22 protein-coding genes and 2 tRNA genes are annotated in these 22,276 nt (G+C 67.4%); 15 read left to right on the top strand and 9 right to left on the bottom strand.

Annotated elements, in window-relative coordinates:
- From EGM46_RS14730 to trxA, 3 genes are all read left to right on the top strand, one after another.
- A partial coding sequence (locus tag EGM46_RS14730; RefSeq protein WP_164512869.1) for a DUF6049 family protein occupies positions 1 to 1,831 on the top strand: 1,831 nt, incomplete at its 5' end.
- A gap of 79 nt (positions 1,832 to 1,910) precedes the next feature.
- Entirely contained in the window at positions 1,911 to 2,861 is a 951-nt protein-coding gene (gene trxB, locus EGM46_RS10700) for a thioredoxin-disulfide reductase (RefSeq protein WP_125100140.1), read from the top strand.
- Between the two features lie 41 nt (positions 2,862 to 2,902).
- Positions 2,903 to 3,226 (top strand): thioredoxin, encoded by a 324-nt coding sequence (gene trxA / locus EGM46_RS10695; RefSeq protein ID WP_125100139.1) that lies wholly within the window; start codon positions 2,903 to 2,905, stop codon positions 3,224 to 3,226.
- Positions 3,227 to 3,330: 104 nt separating this feature from the next.
- Here the strand turns inward: trxA and EGM46_RS10690 are convergent, their stop codons facing one another.
- The 9 genes from EGM46_RS10690 to rpmH are packed head-to-tail and all read right to left on the bottom strand — an operon-like array spanning position 3,331 to position 8,735.
- Positions 3,331 to 3,780, bottom strand: coding sequence for an SRPBCC family protein (locus tag EGM46_RS10690; protein ID WP_125100138.1), 450 nt, complete (start codon positions 3,778 to 3,780; stop codon positions 3,331 to 3,333).
- A gap of 34 nt (positions 3,781 to 3,814) precedes the next feature.
- The gene (locus tag EGM46_RS10685) at positions 3,815 to 4,861 is read right to left on the bottom strand and encodes a ParB/RepB/Spo0J family partition protein (RefSeq protein WP_125100137.1); all 1,047 of its coding nucleotides are present in this window, start codon (positions 4,859 to 4,861) and stop codon (positions 3,815 to 3,817) included.
- Complete coding sequence (locus EGM46_RS10680; RefSeq protein WP_125100136.1) at positions 4,861 to 5,766, bottom strand: ParA family protein; 906 nt, start codon at positions 5,764 to 5,766, stop codon at positions 4,861 to 4,863. Before EGM46_RS10680 ends, EGM46_RS10685 begins: the two co-directional genes overlap by 1 nt.
- Positions 5,759 to 6,406, bottom strand: coding sequence for a 16S rRNA (guanine(527)-N(7))-methyltransferase RsmG (gene rsmG, locus EGM46_RS10675; RefSeq protein ID WP_125100135.1), 648 nt, complete (start codon positions 6,404 to 6,406; stop codon positions 5,759 to 5,761). Before rsmG ends, EGM46_RS10680 begins: the two co-directional genes overlap by 8 nt.
- Before the next feature lie 43 nt (positions 6,407 to 6,449).
- The gene (locus EGM46_RS10670; protein ID WP_206427558.1) at positions 6,450 to 6,953 is read right to left on the bottom strand and encodes a R3H domain-containing nucleic acid-binding protein; all 504 of its coding nucleotides are present in this window, start codon (positions 6,951 to 6,953) and stop codon (positions 6,450 to 6,452) included.
- Positions 6,954 to 6,958: 5 nt separating this feature from the next.
- Positions 6,959 to 7,906: a membrane protein insertase YidC gene (yidC, locus tag EGM46_RS10665; RefSeq protein WP_125100134.1), complete on the bottom strand. Its 948-nt coding sequence runs from the start codon at positions 7,904 to 7,906 to the stop codon at positions 6,959 to 6,961.
- 4 nt (positions 7,907 to 7,910) lie between these two features.
- A complete protein-coding gene (gene yidD, locus EGM46_RS10660) occupies positions 7,911 to 8,219 on the bottom strand; it encodes a membrane protein insertion efficiency factor YidD (RefSeq protein WP_125100133.1) in 309 nt (102 codons plus the stop codon).
- The gene (gene rnpA / locus EGM46_RS10655) at positions 8,216 to 8,578 is read right to left on the bottom strand and encodes a ribonuclease P protein component (protein WP_125100132.1); all 363 of its coding nucleotides are present in this window, start codon (positions 8,576 to 8,578) and stop codon (positions 8,216 to 8,218) included. The genes yidD and rnpA overlap by 4 nt, the downstream gene beginning before the upstream one ends.
- Positions 8,579 to 8,597: 19 nt before the next feature.
- Complete coding sequence (rpmH, locus tag EGM46_RS10650) at positions 8,598 to 8,735, bottom strand: 50S ribosomal protein L34 (protein ID WP_010155609.1); 138 nt, start codon at positions 8,733 to 8,735, stop codon at positions 8,598 to 8,600.
- 397 nt (positions 8,736 to 9,132) lie between these two features.
- Between rpmH and dnaA the strand changes: the two genes are divergently transcribed.
- The 12 genes from dnaA to EGM46_RS10590 all read left to right on the top strand — a co-directional run bounded on the left by dnaA (position 9,133) and on the right by EGM46_RS10590 (position 22,270).
- On the top strand, positions 9,133 to 10,518 hold the full coding sequence (gene dnaA, locus EGM46_RS10645; RefSeq protein WP_241156293.1) for a chromosomal replication initiator protein DnaA: 1,386 nt from the start codon (positions 9,133 to 9,135) through the stop codon (positions 10,516 to 10,518).
- Between the two features lie 386 nt (positions 10,519 to 10,904).
- Positions 10,905 to 12,047: a DNA polymerase III subunit beta gene (gene dnaN, locus EGM46_RS10640; protein WP_125100130.1), complete on the top strand. Its 1,143-nt coding sequence runs from the start codon at positions 10,905 to 10,907 to the stop codon at positions 12,045 to 12,047.
- Positions 12,048 to 12,061: 14 nt separating this feature from the next.
- Positions 12,062 to 13,240, top strand: coding sequence for a DNA replication/repair protein RecF (gene recF, locus EGM46_RS10635; protein ID WP_125100129.1), 1,179 nt, complete (start codon positions 12,062 to 12,064; stop codon positions 13,238 to 13,240).
- Positions 13,240 to 13,728, top strand: a complete 489-nt coding sequence (locus EGM46_RS10630; RefSeq protein WP_125100128.1) for a DUF721 domain-containing protein — start codon at positions 13,240 to 13,242, stop codon at positions 13,726 to 13,728. Before recF ends, EGM46_RS10630 begins: the two co-directional genes overlap by 1 nt.
- Positions 13,729 to 13,901: 173 nt before the next feature.
- The gene (gene gyrB / locus EGM46_RS10625; protein ID WP_125100127.1) at positions 13,902 to 15,896 is read left to right on the top strand and encodes a DNA topoisomerase (ATP-hydrolyzing) subunit B; all 1,995 of its coding nucleotides are present in this window, start codon (positions 13,902 to 13,904) and stop codon (positions 15,894 to 15,896) included.
- On the top strand, positions 15,886 to 18,459 hold the full coding sequence (gene gyrA / locus EGM46_RS10620; protein WP_431194078.1) for a DNA gyrase subunit A: 2,574 nt from the start codon (positions 15,886 to 15,888) through the stop codon (positions 18,457 to 18,459). Before gyrB ends, gyrA begins: the two co-directional genes overlap by 11 nt.
- Positions 18,452 to 18,859, top strand: coding sequence for a DUF3566 domain-containing protein (locus tag EGM46_RS10615; RefSeq protein WP_125100126.1), 408 nt, complete (start codon positions 18,452 to 18,454; stop codon positions 18,857 to 18,859). Before gyrA ends, EGM46_RS10615 begins: the two co-directional genes overlap by 8 nt.
- Before the next feature lie 192 nt (positions 18,860 to 19,051).
- Positions 19,052 to 19,125 (top strand) — tRNA-Ile (locus EGM46_RS10610).
- 29 nt (positions 19,126 to 19,154) lie between these two features.
- Positions 19,155 to 19,227: transfer RNA gene (locus EGM46_RS10605), tRNA-Ala, on the top strand.
- A gap of 147 nt (positions 19,228 to 19,374) precedes the next feature.
- Positions 19,375 to 20,676, top strand: a complete 1,302-nt coding sequence (locus tag EGM46_RS10600; protein WP_125100125.1) for a sensor histidine kinase — start codon at positions 19,375 to 19,377, stop codon at positions 20,674 to 20,676.
- Positions 20,664 to 21,362: a response regulator transcription factor gene (locus tag EGM46_RS10595; protein WP_125100124.1), complete on the top strand. Its 699-nt coding sequence runs from the start codon at positions 20,664 to 20,666 to the stop codon at positions 21,360 to 21,362. Before EGM46_RS10600 ends, EGM46_RS10595 begins: the two co-directional genes overlap by 13 nt.
- Positions 21,359 to 22,270, top strand: coding sequence for a DUF4097 family beta strand repeat-containing protein (locus EGM46_RS10590; RefSeq protein WP_125100123.1), 912 nt, complete (start codon positions 21,359 to 21,361; stop codon positions 22,268 to 22,270). Before EGM46_RS10595 ends, EGM46_RS10590 begins: the two co-directional genes overlap by 4 nt.
- Positions 22,271 to 22,276: the final 6 nt, after the last annotated feature.

Genomic DNA, 22,276 nt, shown 5'->3' with positions numbered 1-22,276 from the left:
GACGGACGCGCCACCGGCGGGCGAGGCCGACGCAGCCGACGAGGACGCAGCCGCCGACGCACCGGGCGATCGCGCGGAACCGTTGCTCACAGCCGTCACGCCGATCGTGTGGCACGGGCCGGCGCAGAACGGTGCCGCCGCCGGGAGCCGGCCGGCCGCACAGAGCATCCCGCAGGTGCAGCTCGGCCTCATCGTGCCGCTCGTGCTGCCCGACGACATCCGGACGCTCCCCACCCGTTCGCAGCTCGAAGCACTGACCCCCGAGTGGGATCGGCTCCTCACCGCCGCGCGCTCCCAGCAGGCAACCCTGGCGATCGACCCGCGCGTGATCGCCGGGATCCGCGCGTATGGTACCGAAGCGCCCGAGAATGCGCGCCTCTTCCTGGAGCGGCTGACCACGCTCGACCTCCCCACGTTCCTGCTGCAGTTCGCCGACGCCGACCCCGCGGCGCAGGCGGCGCTCGGCTTCTCGAAGTTGCTCACGCCTTCGAGCCTCGATTTCGTGACTCGATTTGGATCGTTCCCGACCGACTCCGCCGAGGCGCCGTCCGATGGCGGCGTCGACGCGCCACCCGCCGACGCCCCGGCCGTGGACACGGAGGCCAGCGCCGGCACGAACGCCGACACGAGCCCCAGCACTGACGCCGACACCAGCACCGACACCGACCCCAGCACCGACACGCCCAGCGTCCCGCCCGCACCCTCGCTGCAGGAACTCCTGGCATGGGAGGGGAGCGAGCGGCTGGCCTGGCCGGCCGAGGGTTCGGTGAACGCCGAGACGCTCGAGTTTCTCCGGAGCAACGGCGTCTCCACCACGGTGCTGAGCTCCAGCAACGCCGCCCTGACCGGGGGACCGCGCGCGACGCTCGGCGCCGGCACCGCGTTCGTCGCCGACGCGGGCCTCGGCGACGCCGCCCGCGACGCGCTGCGCGGCGACACCGCAGCGGAGCGCGCCGCGGGAGCAGCCGAACTCGCCGCCCGCCTCGCGCTCGCCGCGCAGGCCTCGCAGACAGGTGTGCTGCTGGCGCTCGACCGTGGGGCGGTCGCGAACGCTGAGCAGCCCAGCGCGCTCATCGAGCAGCTTGCCGCGTTCGACTGGGTGACGGACACGACGCTCGCCGAACTCCCAGCGGGGACGGCGACGCTCCGTGCGGGGGACACGCTCGAGGAGCGGCGAGAGCTGCTGCGCGCCGCGGTGGGCCGCGAGTCCTCCGTCACCCAGATCGGGGCGGTGCTCGTCAACCCGGAGTATCTGAGCGGCTACCAGCGCACGCGGCTCCTCGCGCTCTTTGCCACGCGCCACGCTGCGCCGGATGCGGACTTCGCCGAGGTCGCGGCGAGCTACCGCGCGCGCGACGCCGAGCTGCTCGAGGGCGTGCAGGCGATCAGCACCGAGCACGCGCAGCTCGTCGGCACTTCGACGCGGTTCCCCGTGCAACTGCGCAACACCCTCCCATTCGACGCGCGGGTGCTCGTCGACGTGACCCCGGCCTCCGCGGCGCTGTCACTCGCCGAGCAGCGCTTCCCGGACGTGGTGATCCCGGCGGAGGGCAACCAGCAGCTCCTCGTCCCCGTGCACAGCCGCGTGTCCTCGGGGGAGTCCGGCCTCGTGGTGACGCTCTCGGCGCCCGACGGGGATCCCACGGTGTTCACCGGGACGCTCTCGATCTCGATCCGCAGCGCGATCGAGTCCATCGCGCTGTGGACGCTCGGCGGCCTCGCTGCCGCGCTGCTCGGCTTCGGCATCTGGCGCAGCCTCCGTCAGCGCGCACGCACCCGCGCGGCTGCGTCGGATGGCCCCGCGCCGACCCCACTCAGCGCGCAGGAATAGCGCGAGCCTAGGATGGGTTATACCCCCTGAGCGGTCGGCCTTCGATCGCAACCCGTCAGCGATGCGTGCGAGGAGCCTCATGCAGCAGATCATCATCATCGGTTCCGGCCCCGCCGGCTTCACCGCCGCGATTTACGCGGCCCGTGCTGGCCTGAAGCCGCTGCTCTTCGCGAGTGCCATCGGCATCGGCGGCGAGCTGATGAACACCACAGAGGTGGAGAACTTCCCCGGCTTCCCCGAGGGGATCCAGGGCCCCGAGCTCATGCAGCGGATGCAGGAGCAGGCGGAGAAGTTCGGCACGGAGGTCGTGTACGACGACATCACGGAGGTCGACTTCTCGGGCGACGTGAAGCGCGTCACCGCGGGTGACGGCAGCGTGCACGAGGCGCTCACCGTGATCTATGCGACCGGTTCGGCCTACCGCAAGATCGGGCTCGCCGACGAGGAGCGCCTCTCCGGCCACGGCGTCTCCTGGTGCGCGACGTGCGACGGCTTCTTCTTCCGTGAGAAGACGATCGCCGTGGTCGGCGGCGGCGACTCCGCGATGGAGGAGGCGACGTTCCTGACGCGCTTCGCCGAGAAGGTCTACGTGATCCATCGCCGCAACGAGCTCAAGGCCTCGAAGATCATGCAGCAGCGCGCCTTCGACAACGAGAAGATCGAGTTCATCTGGGACTCCGAGGTGACGGCGATCCACGGCGAGGCCGAGGTCGAGGGCGTGACGCTCCGCAGCACGGTCGACGGCTCCGAGCGCGAACTGCCGCTCCAGGGCCTCTTCGTCGCGATCGGCAACGATCCGCGCACGCACCTCGTGCACGGCAAGCTCGATCTCACGGAGGAGGGCACGATCGCGGTCGAGGGCCGCAGCTCGCGCACCTCGGCTCCCGGCGTGTTTGCCGCGGGCGATGTCACCGACCCGCACTACCGCCAGGCCATCACCGCAGCAGCATCCGGCACGATCGCCGCGCTTGACGCCGAGGCGTTCCTCGCACTGCACGAACAGAAGAACGCGGAGCTCGCAGCCGTCTGATCGGCGGCGCCCCACTCACCCGTGTGACCAAAGGAGTCATCATGTCCGAACCCATCAACGTTGACGAGCAGACCTTCGAGAAGGTCGTGCTGCAGAGCGACATCCCCGTCCTCGTGGACTTCTGGGCGGCCTGGTGCGGCCCCTGCCGCGCCGTCGCCCCGATCCTCGACCAGATCGCCGGCGAGCAGGACGGCAAGCTGCGCATCGTGAAGCTCAACGTCGACGAGAACCCGAATCTCGCGGCGCAGTACCGCATCACCTCCATCCCCGCGATGAAGGTCTTCTCGGGCGGCGAAGAGGTGCGCGAGATCATCGGCGCCATGCCGAAGCCGATGATCGAAGAGCACCTCGCCGGCATCATCTAGTCGGTGGGGCGGCGTGCAGCCGCACCCGTGCTCCAACGCCAGCGGGCGGTGAGTCCTGAGACTCACCCCCGCTGGCGTTGGTGCGAGGGCCGGAGCGTTCGCCGCTACTCGCCGGCCTCCGCGAGCGTCGAGAGGCGATCGATCGATGCGCCAAGCGCCTCCGGCGTGTTCTGCTGGGCACGCGCGACTCGATTGGGATCGGTGAGTCCGCTCCAATCGAAGGTGTGCCGCACGAGCGTGCCGTCCGCGCGTGCTTCGAGCTCCCACCGCCACAGGTGCCCGGGCTCGGCCTCCCCGACGGGGGAGGGCAGCCACGCGATGCGCCGGCCCTCCTCGAACTCGACGACGCGGTTCTGCCGCACGCGGTCGCCGACATTCGTCATCAGGAAGACGTCACCGACGGCGCGCACGCGCTGTCCGGGCGCCGCCTCGGCGAGGTTGTCATTCCCGTCCCAGCGCGGTTGCTGCGCTGGGTCGGCGATCAACTCGAACACCCGCTCCGGAGTCGCCGCAATGAGGCGCTCCGCCGACACGATCTTCGCTGCTGCAGCCATGTGCTCAGTCAATCACACCGCGCGCCGTCGCCGCTCAACTAAATCCGGGGTCCCCGAGCTCCGAGAGAATCCGCTTGAGGTCGGCGATGGTGGCGAAATCGATGACGATCTGGCCCTTCTTCGCGCCGAGCTTCACGGCGACCCTGGTGTCGAAGCGATCGCCCAGGCGGTCGGCGATCTCGCCGAGCTGCGCCTGCACGCCGCCGGCGCGCGGCTTCGGCACCTTGCGCTGCGGGCCCTCGGCCGCCGCGGCCTCCGCGGCGCGCACCGACAGCCCCTCGTCGACGATCTTGTCGGCGAGGCGCTGCATCGACTCGGCGTCACCGACGTGCGAGAGGATCGCGCGCGCATGACCGGCCGAGAGCACACCGGCCGCGACGCGGGCCTGCACGGGCTCAGGTAGGCGCAGCAACCGGATGGTGTTTGAGATCTGCGGGCGTGACCGCCCGATCCGCTCGGCGAGCTGCTCCTGCGTGATGCCGAAGTCTGCGAGCAGCTGCTGGTAGGCCGACGCCTCCTCGAGCGGATTCAGCTCCGCGCGGTGCAGGTTCTCGAGCAGAGCATCGCGGAGCATGTGCTCGTCGGCGGTGCTGCGGATGATCGCGGGGATCGTGTCGAGGCCGGCGCGCTTCGACGCGCGGAAACGGCGCTCGCCCATGATGATCTCGTAGTGGGGCCCGCGCTTCGGGGCCGGCTCGATCTCACGCACCACGATCGGCTGGAACACACCGAACTCCTTGACGGAGTGGGTGAGCTCGGCGAGCGCGTCCTCGTCGAACTCGGTGCGCGGCTGCACCCGGTTCGGCGTGATGTCGCTCAGCTCAAGCCGCGTGAGGCGCGCACCGGGCACCGCCTGGAGCTCGGCCGCTGCGTCGTCGCCCGAGCCAGCGTTCGCGCCGTCGACGGCGCCCGCGGTGGCGGGGACCGCTCCGGTGGTGCCGTCCGCGGCGGGCTGCTCGGAGTCGGCGCCCGTGCCGCTCGCCGGGAAGAACACGTCAACCGGGCGCTCACCCGTTGCCGGCGCCTGGGGGATGAGGGCCCCGATCCCGCGGCCGAGACCGCCCCGCTTCTTCGTCGCCATTACACGCGCCCTTCCATGGAAATGCCGGCCTGTACGCCGCGCTCCGCGATCTCAGCTGCAGCCTCGAGGTACGCGAGTGCGCCGATCGATGCGCCATCATACGCGTGCACCGTCTGCCCGTAGCTCGGCGCCTCGGAGATGCGCACGGAACGCGGGATCACCGCGCTCAGCACCTGCTCGGGGAAGTGCGAGCGCACCTCGTTGGCGACCTCCTGTGCGAGGTTCGTGCGCGCGTCGTACATGGTGAGCAGGATCGTGGAGACCTGCAGCCCGGGGTTCAGATGCTTCTGAATCAGCTGGATGTTGCCGAGCAGCTGGCTCAAGCCCTCGAGCGCGTAGTACTCGCACTGGATCGGGATCAGCACCTCGTCGGCGGCGACGAAGGCGTTGACGGTCAGCAGGCCGAGTGACGGCGGGCAATCGATGAAGACGTAGTGGTAGGGCTCGGGGGCCTCGCGGAGGAAAGACTGCAGCCCGGTGCGCAGTCGCTGCTCGCGGGCGACGAGCGACACGAGCTCGATCTCCGCTCCGGCGAGGTTGATCGTGGAGGGAACGCACCACAGGTTCTCGTGGTCGGTGGTCTGCTGCAGGGCGTCCGTCAGGGTACTGTCGCCGAGCAGCACATCGTAGACGCTCGTCACCTCGGGGCGGTGCTGCACACCGAGCGCGGTCGAGGCGTTGCCCTGGGGATCCAGGTCGATCACGAGCACGCGCGCACCCCGGCGCGCGAGCGCGGAGGCGAGGTTGACCGTTGTCGTGGTCTTGCCGACGCCACCCTTCTGGTTCGACACCGTGATGATGCGCGGTGTTTCGGGGAGGGGAGAGACGGTCTCGGCGAGCTTGCGCCGTCGCCTGACCTTGTCGACGAGGTGGTCGCCGACGAGTGACTTCTCCGTATCAGCCATGACTCTCGATTTTAGCCCGAAATACGCGCGTCGTTTCAGCGAGCTGCCCGGCGCCGAGTTCCTCCACCCGAATATCGGAGAGGCGATGCTTCCGCAGCACCTTGGCTGCGGCGTCGATCTCCGCCTCGACCGAGGTGCCCTTGAGGAACAGCATCTCGCCGCCGGCGCGGAGGAGCGGCGCCGTGATCGGAACGAGCTTCCGCAGTGCGGTCACCGCACGCGCGGTCACCTGGTCCACCTCGAACGCGTCGTGGAACTCCTCCGCGCGGCCGCGCTTCACCTCGGCGTTCGTCAGGTCGAGCCGCTCAATCTGTTCGTTCAGCCAGAGGCAGCGGCGCTCCATGGGCTCCACGAACAGGAAGTGCGCGTCCGGGCGGACGATGGCGAGCACGAGGCCGGGCATCCCGCCGCCGGTGCCGATGTCCGCGACGCGACCGCCGGCGCGGATGAGCGGCGCCAGGACGGCGCTGTTCAGCAGGTGTCGCGTCCAGAGCCGGGGGAGCTCCAGCGGGCCGATGAGGCCGAGCTCCTCGCCACGCTCGGCGAGGTCGCTCGCGAAGGCGCGGAGCACGTCGATGCGATCCCCCGCGATCTCCGCGGCAGCTGCTGGCTCGAGCTCCAGCTCGGTGAGTTCGGTCATTCTGCGCCCTCCGCGCGTTTCACGTGAAACGGGTTCGCTCGCGCTACGCGCGGCTGATCACGAGCCGGCGGTCGCGGCCCTCGCCGCGCGACTCCGAGAAGTATCCGCGCTCCGCGACGTCGTCGTGCACCAGCTTCCGCTCGTACGAGGACATGGGCTCGAGCTCGACGCTGTCGCGACCCGCGGCGATCTGCGCCACCGCCGCGTCAACCATTCCCTTGAGTTCGGTCGCGCGGGCGTCGCGCGAGCCGCCGATGTCGACGATGAGGCGCGAGAACCGGCCGGTCTTGGCCTGCACGGCGAGCCGGGTGAGGTCCTGCAGCGCCTGCACGGTGTCCGGCGCGGCGAGGTGATCGAGCTGCTCGCCGCCGCCGGTCACCGACACGTAGGCACGGCCATTGGCGACGTCGATGTCGATGTCGCCGTCGAGATCGGCGATGTCGAGGAGGCCCTCGATGTAGTCGGCGGCGAGATCGCCGTCGGCCTCAAGCTCGGCGAGCGTGAGGTCGGGCTGCTCGGGTGCTGGGGTGTTCTGCTCCGTGGTCACGCGGATCACTTGCCCTTCTTCTTCGCACGCTTCGAGCTCATCGGCTGCTGCCGCTGCCCCTCAGCCTTCGTCGGGGTCTGCGCATCGAGCGCGCGGACTTCGTCGTCGGTGAGCTTGCCCTTGGCCTTCAGGCGCGCCTGGCGCGCACGCCACGCCTCGCTCCCCGGGGTGGGCATGTTGCGGATCACGATGAACTGCTGGCCCATGGTCCAGACGTTCGACGTGAACCAGTACACGTTCAGCGCGAGCGGGAAGGTGACGCCGGAGAACAGGAACGCGAAGGGAATGATGTAGAGCAGGATGCGCTGCTGGCGGTACATCGGCGACGCCTTCGTCTCATCCGAGACGTTCTTCGACATGATCTGCAGCTGCGTGAAGAACTGCGACGCGATCATGAGGACCACGATGACGCCGAGCAGGATCACGACGGTCCAGTTGCCGCTCTCCCAGCCCTGCGTGAAGTTCATCTTGAGCGGTGCGCCGAAGATCGAGGCCTCGTTGAAGCTCTGCGTCAGCGCCTCATTCATGAAGCCGATACCCGTCTTGTTCTCGGCCGCGTGGCGGAGCACGTAGAACAGCGAGAAGAAGACCGGCATCTGAATCAGGATCGGCAGGCACGAGGAGAACGGGTTCGTGCCGTGCTTCTTGTAGAGGGCCATCGTCTCGCGGCTCATGGCCTCACGCGAGAACTGATCCTTCTTGCCCTTGTACTTGTCCTGCACCTTCTTCATCTCGGGCGCAAGATCCATCATGCGGCGCTGAGACTTGATCTGGCGCACGGTGACCGGGATGAGCGCCGAGCGCACCACGATCACCAGACCGATGATCGAGAGCACCCAGGTGAGACCGGAAGCAGCCTCCATCCCGAGCCAGGTCAGTGCCTGATGCCAGACGGCCAGTACCAGCTCGACGAGCCAGCGGAGGGGCCAGAGTATGGTCTCGAAGAAATCCACCGCGTTAGGCCTTTCGCTCGATGGGGCGGACGAAGCCGCGCGAGTTAATCACAAAGTTCTGTTGGTTCCGAGCGGGAACGTCGTCGATCCCGCCGGGCGTGAAGGGGTTGCAGCGCAGCAGCCGCCAGCCAGTGAGTGCGGTCCCAACGATGAAACCGCGCAGTTGGTATGCCTCAACAGCGTACCGGGAACACGATGGATAATACCTGCACACCTGCCCGTAGAGCGGGGAGATGAAGCGCCGGTAGAGATGCATGATCCCAATCGCGATGTTCCGCGGGAGAAACCAGATCTCGAAGAGCGCGCGTCTCACGGTGATCCCTGCGTGGCGGCACGCGTCCGTTCGACGCGGTCGAGCGCACGGTTGAGCGTCGACTCGAGCTCCGAGTACGGCACCTCGGCGATCGCGGGGAGTGCGCGGAACACGACGTCGACGGCTGAGAAGCCGGCCGCGATCCGGCGCTCGGCGATGGTCTTCATTCGCCGGCGCACGAGGTTCCTGGTGACCGCGTTGCCCACCGCCTTTGAGACGATGAAGCCGAAGCGGGCGGGTTCCCCCGGCGCACGCAAAACCGCGTGGGTGATGCAGAATGCACCACCCACGCGGTAGCCGGATCGAACGACCCGCCGGTAGTCATCTCCCCGGGTAACACGGTGCCGCTTGGCAGGCATAGTGAGCCCCGGGAGGAAATTACGCGGTGAGCTTGGAGCGGCCCTTGCCGCGACGTGCGGCAACGATCGCGCGGCCCGCGCGGGTACGCATGCGGGCGCGGAAGCCGTGCACCTTGGCGCGGCGGCGGTTATTCGGCTGGAAAGTACGCTTGCTCATTGAGGACTCCGTGACTTATGGAACAGATCCCCGAAGCTCAGTGTCGTCGAGGAAGTCGGATCTGGGCAGGGCGACATTTCGCCCATACAAGGTATTTACTCTACGCCGTATCGCTTCTCCCGTCAAAAACATGTGGTGATTCGCTGCGTTCGCGCCCGCTTCCCGGGTCGCTCGGCGTGTGGATAAGCTGGGGACTTGCCTGTGGACAAATCTGTGACTAACGTGGGCGCAGATGTCATTCCAGCGAGAAGATCGCGGGAATTCCCCCAAGTTTTCGTTCACCTGCTGTGGATAAGCCTGGGTATAACATCGTTCATCCACCACTACGAACGAGCCGGGTATTTGCGTGACTGAGGACGAAGTACAAGAGGTCTGGGCCCGCGTGACCCAGGCGGTGATGGCGGATCCAGCTGTGGGTCCGGCGGTCGGCGCGCAGCTCGCGCTGGCGCTGCCGCGTGGCATCGCCGCCGGAACGCTCTACCTCGCTGTGCAGCTCGAGTTCACGCTCAAGCTCCTGGAGAATCGTCTGCGCCCGGCCATCATGACCGCGATCGCGGACATTCCTGAGGCGCAGGAGATCCAGAACTTCGTGGTGATCGTCGACGAGGACGCGCACCCGTCGCTGGATCCGGACCCGGTGCAGGAGGCGCCTCCCACCGTGAGCGTGCCCGGCGACGAGCCGGCAGCGCGGCCCGAGCCGACCCGGCCGGTGCACGAGCCGCGTGGCCGTCACGGCGGCGAGGATCCCGGGGATAGTCGGCTCAACGAGAAGTACCGCTTCGACAGCTTCGTCATTGGCCAGTCCAACCGCTTCGCGCACGCCGCGGCGGTGGCCGTCGCCGAAGCCCCAGCGCGCGCCTACAACCCGCTCTTCATCTACGGCGACTCTGGCCTCGGGAAGACGCACCTGCTCCACGCCATCGGACACTACGCGCGCGAGCTGTTCCCCGAGGTGCGCGTGCGCTACGTCAGCTCCGAGGACTTCACGAACGACTTCATCAACTCGATCGCGAACAATCAGGGCGCGGCGTTCCACGCCAGGTACCGCAGCGTCGACATCCTCCTCGTCGACGACATCCAGTTCCTCGAGGACAAGGTTGAGACGCAGGAAGCCTTCTTCCACACCTTCAACACCCTGCACGATCACAACAAGCAGGTAGTGATCACGAGCGACGTGCAGCCGAAGCAGCTGCGCGGATTCGAGGAGCGCATGCTCTCGCGCTTCGAGTGGGGACTGCTCACCGATATCCAGGCGCCAGACCTTGAGACGCGTATCGCGATCCTCCGCAAGAAGGCGCAGCGCGAGAACCTCGAGATCGATCACAACATCCTCGAGTTCATCGCGAGCAAGTTCTCCTCGAACATCCGGGAGCTCGAGGGCACCCTGATTCGTGTGACCGCGTATGCGAGCCTGAACCAGCAGCGCATCGATATGGCGCTCGTCCACACGGTGCTGAAGGATCTCATCACCCTCGACGCGGACAACGAGGTGCAGCCCTCGGACATCATCAGCCGCACGGCGGAGTACTTCGATCTCTCCGTTGACGATCTCTACGGTCCCACCCGCGCGCAGCAGATCGCGACCGCGCGTCAGATCGCCATGTACCTCTGCCGCGAGCTCACGCCGCTCTCGCTCCCGAAGATTGGGCAGTTGTTCGGCGGGCGCGACCACACCACGGTCATGTACGCGCACAAGAAGATCTCGCAGCTCATCGCTGAACGCCGTTCGATATACAACCAGGTCACCGAGCTCACCACGCGCATCAAGCAGGGCTCGCGCTGAGACGAGTTATCCACAGCTGTGACAAGATCTGTGGATAGCTGGGGAGAACTCGCGCGTTTCTGTGGAAGAAATCCACACCCCTGTGAGTGAGACGCGGTGTCACAAGTTTCCTGTCCGTGCGCCGCTCCGGATCTATCCCAAGGCTGCCAACAACTCACACGCGTGTAGTTCGCAGCCGGTGACAGGAAAGTTGTCACTTATCCACACAATCCACAGCCGTTAACACTGTTAACAATTTCTCTTATTTTTTGTCAGGCACTCGATCACGCGATCGAGGCCGGCCTTCGGCGATGTGACACGCCCGTCGGATGCTCCTCATCGCAGAGTGTGCAAAGATTGTGAAGCCCATCGACACAGCCACGCTCACGGGCGGAAGGAGCAGCCACATGCGTTTCACCGTTAACCGTGATGTCTTTAGCGAGGCCGTATCGTTCGCGGTGAAGCTGCTCCCGCAGCGCCCCACGCAACCACTGCTGAGCGGCGCGCTCATCGAGGCGGAGGGGGAGAGCCTCACGGTCTCCTCGTTCGACTATGAGGTTTCGGCACGCACGAGCGTGCTCGCACAGGTGTCGGAGGCCGGTCGTGCACTCGTGTCGGGACGTCTGCTGAGCGAGATCGCGCAGCGCCTGCCGCACGCCGATGTTGAGGTGACGCTGCTGGAGAGCCGCGTCGAGGTGCGGTGCGGCTCAGCGTCCTTCAGCCTCCCGGCGATGCCGGTCGAGGAGTACCCTCAGATTCCCCGCGTCGACGCGGTGTCTGGCGCGGTTCCCGCCGACGTGTTCTCCGACGCAATCGCCCAGGTGTCGCTCGCGGCGTCGAAGGACGACGTCACGCCGGTCATCACCGGCGTCCAGTTCGAGATCAGCGAGAACTCGCTGACGCTCACGGCGACGGACCGATACCGCGTGGCGACGCGCGGCATCGATTGGGAGCACGCGGGCGAGCGGGACGCGCTGAGCGCGCTCGTGCCGTCGAAGATCGTCACCGAGGTGGGGAAGACCTTCTCGGGTGACGGCCAGGTGAACGTCTCGATCATCAAGGATGGCGAGCGCGAGCTGATCGCGTTCACCGGTGGGTCGAAGACCGTGACGTCGCTCCTCATCAAGGGCAACTACCCGCCGGTTGGGCGACTCTTCCCCGAGAGCGTCGACAACTACGCCGTGGTGAACACGGCCGAGCTCGTCGAGGCCGTCGGCCGAGTCGGCCTCGTGCTCGAGCGCGAGGCAGCCCTGCGTTTCTCGTTCGCCGAGGGCACCGTGACGCTCGAAGCCGCGGGCACCGAGTCCGCCCAGGCCGTCGAGACGGTCGACGCGCACCTCGTTGGCGATGAGATGGTCGTCTCGCTCAAGCCGCAGTTCCTGCTCGATGGGCTGCGCTCCACGCACTCCGAGTACGCGCGGATTGCGTTCACCCGAACGGATAACCCCGGGAAGCCGGGTCCCGTGCTCATCACGAGTCAGCGCAGCAAGGACGAGGTCGATGAGGAGAGCTTCAAGTATCTCCTCCAGCCCAACCTGCTGCTCCGCTAGGAAACGGGGGAGCGGTGCGGGTCGCACATCTCTCGCTCGGTGATTTTCGCAACTACCGCACCGCCGAGCTCGCGCTCGAACCCGGACCGAACCTCATCGTCGGCCGAAACGGGCAGGGGAAGACGAACCTCGTCGAGGCAATCGGCTACTTCGCCTCGCTTCGCTCGCACCGCGTCACCGGCGACGCCGCGCTCGTCCGCGCCGGCGCGGAGTCCGGGACCGCCCGCCTCCTCGTGAGCGCCGCGGAGCGCGAGGTGCTCCTCGAAATGCAGATCAATCGGGATCGCCCGAATCGCGCTCAGGTGAACCGCAACGCCGTGCGTCCGCGTGAGGTGACTCGGTGGTTTGCGGCTGTGCTGTTCGCCCCGGAAGACCTCACAATCGTTCGTGGAGAGCCATCCCTACGTCGTCGCTTCCTCGATGAGTCGCTCGTGCTTCGCCATCCTGTTGCTGCGGGCGCGCTCTCCGACTACGAACGCGTCGTGCGCCAGCGCACGGCGCTGCTGAAATCCTCGCGGGGGCGGAGCGGCCCCCCGACGGCCGCGCTCGAAGTGTGGGACGAGCAGCTCGCGACCTTCGGGGCGCAGATCATGCTGGCCCGCCGCGAGCTCGCCCGCGACCTGGAGCCGGTGTTGCGCTCAAGCTATGCGGCGCTGGTCGAGCAGGACCACGGCCCGGGACTTCGCCTGAGCGAGTCGGTCACCGATGTGCTCACCGAGGGCGACGTTTCACGTGAAACACCGTCACTCTCGGAACTCGCCTCCGTTTCACGTGAAACACTGGCTGACGAGATCCGGGAGGCGCTCACTAGCGTACGTGCGCGCGAGGTCGAACGCGGCGTGACACTGGTCGGTCCGCACCGCGACGACCTCGCGCTCGAGCTGAATGCGCTCCCCGTCAAGGGATACGCGAGCCACGGGGAGTCCTGGTCGTTCGCGCTCGCTCTGAAACTGGCGCTCGCGGGCCTGCTTCGGGAGGAGTCTCCCGCCGGGGACCCGGTCATCATCCTCGACGATGTGTTCGCTGAACTCGACGCGCGCCGGCGTGAGCGTTTGATGTCCGCCGTGCGCGAGTACGAGCAGGTTATCGTGACCGCAGCGGTCGAGGGCGACGTTCCCGACGACGTATCCTGGCATCGCGTGCACATTCGTGCCGGGGAGATTGTCGACGGCGAGCCGAGCGGAGGAGAGTAGTGGCTGACGCGGCGGAGCTCGGGTTCGCGAGCGAGGCGTACCTGCGTGCGAAGTCGGTGTGGCGCGGCCGTCCGGTTCGTCGGCGACAGCGCACCACGGATGCGGGCCCCGGGGGAGAGGCATTCGGGTTTGGCAGAGACCCCCGAGCGCTGGGTGACGTGCTCGCGAAGATGGCCGGCGAGATGGGGTGGAGCGTAGAGCTCGAGCAGGCCAGACTGATCGGCGAGTGGCCCGAGTTCGCGGGAGCGGCGACCGCAGAGCACACGACCGTGCTCGGACTGAGTCACGGCGTGCTCCAGGTGCAGTGCGATTCGACCACCTGGGCCACGGAGCTGCGCCGGCTCCGTGCGGAGATGCTCACCCGCCTGCTCCGCGAGTATCCGGACGCCGAGATTCGCGACATCCGCTTCCTCGCGCCGGGTGCGCCGAGCTGGCGACACGGCCCACGCACCGTCCCAGGACGTGGTCCGCGCGATACCTACGGCTAGCCGGGCAGCGCCGGCGCGACCGTGGGAGGCCGACGGGGGCGTCCCCTTGGAAAAACACAGCCTCAACGGCCCGGAATACCGGCTCCGTGGCGGGATTCTTGATAGGCTGGTGTGCGGAAGTATCCGGGGCCAAACGACGCTCTGAGACGCCCAGAAAAGGATCATTCACAGGCATGAGTTCAGAACAGGCCGCAGCCGCGGAAGAGTACGGCGCCGGCGCAATCCAGGTGCTCGAGGGACTCGAAGCGGTTCGCAAGCGTCCTGGCATGTACATCGGTTCGACCGGTCCGCGCGGCCTGCACCACCTGGTGTACGAGATCGTCGACAACTCGGTTGACGAAGCGCTCGCCGGGTACTGCGACACGATCGACGTGACCATTCTCGCGGATGGTGGAATCCGTGTGATTGACAACGGGCGCGGCATCCCGGTCGACCCCCACCCAACGGAGGGGCGCTCCACCGTCGAGGTCGTCCTCACCGTGCTCCACGCCGGCGGCAAGTTCGGCGGAGGCGGCTACGCCGTGTCCGGCGGCCTGCACGGCGTCGGGTCCTCGGTCGTGAACGCGCTCTCGACGCGATTCACGGTCGCGGTGAAGCGTCAAGGTTTCACGTGGAACATGTCGTTCACGGGGAGCGTGCCGGACGCGCCGCTCGCCCAGGGCGAGCCCACCGAGGAGACCGGCACGACCATCTCGTTCTGGCCGAGCGAAGACATCTTCGAGACGGTCGAGTACGACTACCAGACGCTGCGGACCCGGTTCCAGCAGATGGCGTTCCTCAACAAGGGTCTGAAGATCGCGCTCACCGACGAGCGACCGCAGGAGCCCGTCGAGAACGCCGACGGCGAGCTGGTCACGCCGGCAGCGCCGCACGATGAGTTCCTCTACGAAAAGGGCATCGAAGACTACGTCGAGCACCTCAACGCGGCGAAGCGCGCGAGCCTCGTGCACGAGGAGATCATCTCCTTCGACGCGGAGGACCCCGAGCGCAAGATCGCCGTCGAGATTGCGATGCAGTGGACCGACGCGTACACGGAGAGCGTGCACACGTACGCCAACACGATCAACACCCACGAGGGTGGCACTCACGAGGAAGGGTTCCGCGCTGCGCTGACCACCCTCGTGAATCGCTACGCGCGCGACAAGAATATTCTTCGCGAGAAGGACGACAACCTCTCCGGCGACGACGTCCGCGAGGGGCTAACCGCCGTCATCTCGGTGAAGCTCGGCGAGCCGCAGTTCGAGGGGCAGACGAAGACGAAGCTCGGCAACACCGAGGCGAAGGCCTTCGTGCAGAAGGTGGTGGGGGACCAGCTGGGCGACTGGCTGGAGCGCAACCCCGGCCCCGCGAAGGACATCATTCGCAAGGCGATCCAGGCCGCGACCGCACGCCTCGCCGCGCGCAAGGCGCGCGAAACCGCGCGACGCAAGAGCGTCCTCGAGTCGGGCGGCATGCCGGGCAAGCTCTCCGATTGCACGAGCAAGGATCCGACGATCTCGGAGATCTTCATCGTGGAGGGCGACTCCGCAGGCGGCTCGGCAAAGACCGGCCGAAACCCGCACACGCAGGCGATTCTGCCGCTGCGCGGCAAGATCCTCAACGTGGAGAAGGCCCGCCTCGATCGCGCACTGAACAACACCGAGGTGCAGGCGATGATCACGGCGTTCGGCGCGGGCATCGGCGAGGAGTTCGATCCCGAGAAGGCTCGTTACCACAAGATCGTGCTGATGGCCGATGCCGACGTCGATGGCCAGCACATCACCACGCTCCTCCTCACGCTGCTGTTCCGATACATGCGCCCGCTCATTGATCTCGGCTACGTCTACCTGGCGCAGCCGCCGCTCTACCGCATCAAGTGGGCGAACGCCGAGCACGAGTACGTCTACAGCGACGCGGAGCGCGACGAGCGCCTCGCCGCTGGCGGCGAGAGCGGTAAGCGCCTCATGAAGGAGAGCGGCGTGCAGCGCTACAAGGGCCTCGGTGAGATGAACCACGAGGAGCTGTGGGACACCACTATGAACCCCGAGACCCGCACGCTGCTGCAGGTCACGATGGAGGACGCTGCGACCGCCGACGAGATCTTCGCCACCCTGATGGGCGAGGACGTCGAGGCGCGACGTTCGTTTATTCAGCAGAACGCGAAGGATGTGCGCTTCCTTGACATCTGAGAACCAGACCCCGGAGACCGATCCCGTGACCGACGAGACCCAGCCGGAAGAGCACGCCGTGCACGGCAAGATCGACCAGGTCGATCTGCAGCTCGAGATGCAGCGTTCCTACCTCGACTACGCGATGAGCGTGATCGTCGGCCGCGCGCTGCCCGACGTGCGTGATGGCCTGAAGCCGGTCCACCGCCGCGTCATCTACACGATGTACGACGGCGGCTACCGCCCGGACAAGGCGTTCTCGAAGTGCACGCGCGTCATCGGTGACGTGATGGGCCAGTTCCACCCGCACGGCGACAGCGCGGTGTACGACTCGCTGGTGCGCCTCGTGCAGCCCTGGTCGCTCCGCTACCCGCTCGCGCTCGGACAGGGCAACTTCGGTTCGCCGGGCAACGACGGGGCCGCGGCTCACCGATACACCGAGACGAAAATGTCCCCGCTCGCCATGGAGATGGTGCGCGACATCGACGAGGACACCGTCGACTTCCAGGACAACTACGATGGTCGCACTCAGGAACCGACGGTCCTGACGAGTCGCTTCCCGAACCTGCTCGTCAACGGCTCGGTCGGCATCGCGGTGGGTATGGCGACGAACATCCCGCCGCACAATCTCCGTGAGGTCTCCGAGGGTGCCATCTGGCACCTCGAACACCCGGACGCATCCCGTGACGAGCTCCTCGACGCGCTGATGGAGCGCGTGCACGGACCTGATTTCCCCACGGGGGCGCAGATCCTCGGCACGAAGGGGATCCGGGAGGCCTACCGCACCGGGCGCGGATCCATCACGATGCGCGCGGTCGTGAACATCGAGGAGATCCAGGGGCGCACCTGCCTCGTGGTCACCGAGCTGCCGTACCAGGTGAACCCGGACAACCTCGCGGTGAAGATCGCCGATCTCGTCAAGGAGAACAAGGTCCAGGGCATCGCGGACATCCGCGATGAGACGAGCGGCCGCACGGGCCAGCGCCTCGTGATCGTGCTGAAGCGCGACGCGATCCCGAAGGTCGTGCTGAACAACCTCTACAAGCACACGCAGCTGCAGGAGAACTTCGGCGCGAACATGCTCGCGATCGTCGACGGCGTGCCGCGCACGCTCTCGCTCGACGGCTTCATCGTCGCCTGGGCGAAGCACCAGGTCGAGGTCATCGTGCGCCGCACCGAGTACCGCCTGCGCAAGGCGGAGGCAGAGGCACACATCCAGCGCGGCTACCTCAAGGCGCTCGCCGCGCTCGACGAGGTCATCGCGCTGATCCGGCGCTCGCCCACCGTGGAGGAGGCGCGCGAGGGCCTCATGCAGCTCCTCGATGTCGACCAGATCCAGGCCGACGCGATCCTCGGCCTCCAGCTCCGTCGCCTCGCGGCGATGGAGCGGCAGAAGATCCTCGACCTCGCGGCAAAGCTCGAAGCGCAGATCGCCGAGTACCAGGGCATTCTCGCGTCGCCGGCTGAGCAGCGTGGCATCATCGTCACGGAGCTCGGTGAGCTGGTCGACAAGTTCGGCGACGAGCGTCGCTCGACGATCCTGCACGGCTTTGACGGCGATATGTCGATGGAAGACCTGATCCCCGAAGAGGAGATGGTGGTCACCGTCACCCGTGGCGGCTATGTGAAGCGAACGCGGATCGACAACTACCGTTCGCAGCACCGCGGTGGCAAGGGTGTGAAGGGTGCGCAGCTGCGCGCCGACGACATCGTTGAGCACTTCTTCGTGACGACCACGCACCACTGGCTGCTGTTCTTCACGAATACCGGGCGCGTGTACCGGGCGAAGACGTACGAGATTCCCGAGGGGGGTCGTGACGCGAAGGGCCAGCACCTCGCGAACCTGCTCGCCCTCGCGCCCGACGAGACCGTGACGCAGATCCTCGACGTCCGCGACTTCGCGAGCGGGTACCTGCTGCTCGCGACCCGCGATGGGCTCGTCAAGAAGACCGCGCTCACCGAGTACGACACGAACCGCACCGGCGGCATCATCGCGATCAAGCTGCGCGATGGGGATGAACTTGTCTCGGCGCTGATCGCGGAGGCGGACGACGATGTGCTCCTCGTGTCTCGGCACGGCATGTCCGTCAGGTTTACTGCTTCTGATCAGGCACTTCGCCCCATGGGCAGGTCAACGAGCGGCGTGCGCGGCATGAACTTCCGCGACGACGACGCGCTCCTGTCTGCGTCCCGAGTGAACGACGAGGGCGGATACGTCTTCGTGGTCACCGAGGGCGGGTATGCGAAGCGCACCGCGGCGAACGAGTACCGCGTGCAGCAGCGCGGCGGCTTCGGCATCAAGGTCGCGAAGCTCGACGAGAACCGCGGAGACCTGGTCGGCGCACTGATCGTCGATGAGACCGACGAGGTGCTCGTGGTGCTCGCGAGCGGTAAGGTGGTCCGATCGAGCGTCTCGGAGGTGCCCGCCAAGGGGAGGAACACCATGGGGGTCGTGTTTGCACGATTCCCAGAGGCGGACCGTATCATTGGCATCGCGCGAAATTCGGAGCGCGGGCTCGACGACGCTGAGTCCGAAGCACCGGGCGCCGAGACCGCGGAAAACGAGGAAGACCTGAATGAGTAATACTGTTGCCGACAAGCTGGCGAAGAAGACCCGCAAGAAGGCGCCTGCGAAGCAGGTCCGACTGAAGCTCGTCTACGTTGACTTCTGGTCAGCCGTGAAGTTCTCCTTCCTGGTGTCGATCTGCTTCGCGATCGTGGGAATCGTCGCGACGATCCTGATCTACACGGTGCTGCTGCAGACCGGTGTGTTCGGCCAGGTCGACGCGCTCTTCATGGACATCGTCGGTGAGGACAAGAGCCTGATGAAGATCATCGGCTTCCCGCAGGTGCTCGGCCTGTCGGTCGTTGTCGGCATCCTCAACGTGATCGTTGGCACCGCGCTCGGCGCGATCGCCTCGCTCGTCTACAACCTGCTGGTGCGCGTGCTGGGGGGCTTCCAGCTCGGTTTCACGAGCAACTAGCTCCCGCACCGGTCACCACTTCGGGCACCGGATCCATCGAGGCTGAGTCTCGCCGGATCCGGTGCCCGAAGTGCATCCGGGCGCGGCGGGGTCGACGCCGCCGCGTGACCCCGCACACAGGGGCAACGCGCCCGAACTGCGAACTCGATTTCAACTTTCGTTTCTCTTCAGGTAAAGTTACTTTCTGGTCGAGGGGCTATAGCTCAGGCGGTTAGAGCGCTTCACTGATAATGAAGAGGTCCCAGGTTCAAGTCCTGGTAGCCCCACCGATGCACATGATAATGTGAATCGAAACGGGTCCTTAACTCAGTTGGTAGAGTGCCTGCTTTGCAAGCAGGATGTCGGGAGTTCGATTCTCCCAGGATCCACGACCAGAATCACCCCCGGGCGCAGCCCGGGGGTGATGTCGTTTCTGGGGCGAAACGTGCGGGTGCTGCCGGGGTAGGGAAACCCCGAATGAAGCTCTCCGGGCGGCCGGGTGTTCCCCGGGCTCTGCACGGGCCACACTAAGAAGCATGAGCAGTTCTTCGGCCCCAGCGGCCCACACACCGGGAGTCACCCCGACGGAGCAGCTGAGGCGCACGCCGCTGCGTCTCGCCCTCACGATCTTGCACCTTGCGGCCCTCGGGATCGCCGGTTGGATCGTCGTCACGATTCTGCTGGGGCTCGCGAGCGTCGGCGTTGGCACGCTCCTCATCCTGGGGATCGGGATCGTGCTGCTCGTCGGACTCGTGTATGGGCTGTATGCCACCGGGTGGTGCGAGATCGAACGCGTTGCCGGGCTGTACGCGCTCGACGTGCCAGCGCTCCGTGCGGTGCCCGCGCGCGGCCCAGGCTTCGGGGGATACCTCCGGGGGCTCTGGGCGCAGTTCTGCGATGCGCGCATGTGGCAGGCGATCGGCAGCTTCCTGGTCGCCACTGTGCTCGGTACCGTGACGCTGGTGCTCGCGCAGAGCACCCTCTGGGCCGGTATCAACGCCGTGTCCGGGCTCTTCGGAGGAGTCGGCGCACCAGATCCGGGGCTCGGCACGGTGTTCGGGCTCTTCGGCGGGGAGACCTCACCGCTCTGGGCGCTCCTCGTGATCGTGGTCGGCGCCGCGGGCATCGTCGGCCTTGCACTGCTGCACCGCGCCGTCAGCGTCGCGATCATTCGGTCGAGCGCGCGGACGCAGCAGCTCACCTCACAGGCGCAGACCTCGGCACGCCAGCGGGCCGGGGCGGTGCGAGCCGCGGAGGTGGAGCGCACACGCATCGAGCGGGATCTGCACGATGGCGTTCAGCCGCGACTCGTGTCCGTTGGGATGACCCTCGGGCTCGCGCAGCAGCAGATCGACACGCACCCCGAGGAAGCGAAAGCGCTCATCGCCGAGGCACACACCTCGACGAAGGCCGCGATCACGGAACTGCGGCAGCTCGCGCGGGGCATCCACGCGTCAGTGCTTGATGATCGCGGCCTCGACGCGGCGCTTTCCGCGCTCGCCGGCCGCTCGCACATCCCCGTCATGCTCGACGTCCGCCTCGACGGGCGGTGCAGCACGGAGGCGGAGACCGCCGTCTACTTCGTGATCGCGGAGAGCCTCACGAACGCCGCGAAGCACTCGCGCGCCAGCGAGTGCCGGGTGATCGTGCGGCTCCGGGACGGGAACACACTCTGGGCCCGCGTGGAGGACAACGGGATCGGCGGTGCCAAGGTGCTGCCAGGCGGCGGACTCGACGGCATCTCGAACCGCGTGCTCGCCGCGGGCGGCACGATTCGACTGGACAGCCCGCAGGGCGGCCCAACGGCACTGGAGGTGAGCATTCCATGCGCATCCTGATCTGCGAGGACTCCGTCCTGCTGCGCGAGGGGCTCGTGCGTCTCCTCGAGCACTCGGGGCACGAGGTGGTCGCGGCGCACGCAACGACCGACGGCGTACCCGAGGCCGTGCGCGGCAGCGATCCCGAGCTGTGCATCCTCGACGTGCGCTTGCCCCCCACCTTCACGGACGAGGGAATCCGGCTCGCGCGCGCCCTGCGCGCTGAGCATCCGCAGCTGCCCGTGCTGGTGCTGTCCCAGTACGTGGAGGAGCGCTACGCGAGCGAGCTCATCGCCGCGCAGGGCGGCGCCTTCGGCTATCTCCTGAAGGACCGCGTGGCCGACGTCGGCGAGTTCATCGACGCCATCGATCGGATCGCGAGCGGTGCCACCGTGCTCGACCCCGAGGTCGTTGCGCAGCTGCTCACACGGCGCGGCCGCGACGAGCGGATGAGCGCGCTCACCGAGCGCGAGCGCACGGTGCTCGCGGCCCTCGCGGAGGGACGCTCGAACCAGGCCATTGCTGCGCTCCTCTTCCTCTCGGAGGCCAGCGTGGAGAAACACATCACCGCGATCTTCCAGAAGCTGGGCCTCGAGCCGGACGAATTCGGAAATCGCCGGGTGCTCGCTGCAATCGCGCACCTCGAAAGCACGGGCGCGGTGCCGCCGCAGCCCCCCACCATCTCGCAGACGGGAGCCTCCCAATGACCACCACGCCCACCGCGCAGCCCGGCCAGCCCGGAACGCCGCAGATGCACACCCCCGCCGCCCCGGTGCCGCCGCAGGGCCCCTCAGGCCCTCGCCGCCGCGGCATGGGCCCCGTGGCGATCGTCACCGCAGTCCTCGGCGGCGCGGCGCTGCTCGCCGTCGGCGCGTCAGCCGCCTCGGCCGTGATCTGGAACCGCGGGGGAGAGACGGCCGGCGGTGCCACGGCATCGGCGCGCGGGATCACCGAGCTCGAGCTGCGCGTCGGCGCCGCGGACTTCACCCTGGCCTACGGCGCGGTGAGCGAGGCCGAGCTCACCGCACGCGGTGCGCAGGCCGATCGGGTGAGCCTGCGCCGAGACGGCGAGACGCTCGTGCTCGACACCCCTGATCGGCTCGCAGGGGGGAGCTGCTGGTTCGGCTTCTGCCCGCCCGAGCGGAGGCTCGGCTCGAGCACGATCACGTTGACGCTCCCCGAGGCCTTCCGCACCCAGGCGCTGGATCTGGATCTCAAGCTCGCGGCAGGCAACGTGACCGCGCTCGGCAACTTCGGTGAGGTCGACGTGGAGGTCGGCGCCGGGCGTGCGGAGATCACGGGCGCCGCCCGCTCGCTCGACGTGAACGTCGGGGTGGGGCAGTTCGTCGGTGAGCTGCGCGGGGTGCGCGCCGCGGACTTCGAGGTGTCCCTCGGCGACGCCACCGCGATCCTCACCGGCGACGCACCGGACAAGGTGGACGTCGAGACGAGCCTCGGCTCCGTGTCGCTCACCCTCCCGGATGCGGAGTACCGGGTCGACACGACGGTGACGCTCGGCGATGTCACGAACAAGCTCCGCACGTCGCCGAGCTCGCCGCACACGATCACCGCGAACGTCTCGGCTGGCGACCTCACACTCCGGAGTGCGTCATAGACTACG

This window comes from Leucobacter chromiireducens, from assembly GCF_003917135.1.
GTDB classification, from domain to species: Bacteria; Actinomycetota; Actinomycetes; order Actinomycetales; family Microbacteriaceae; genus Leucobacter; species Leucobacter chromiireducens_A.
This window is presented reverse-complemented; position numbering and strand designations above follow the sequence as displayed.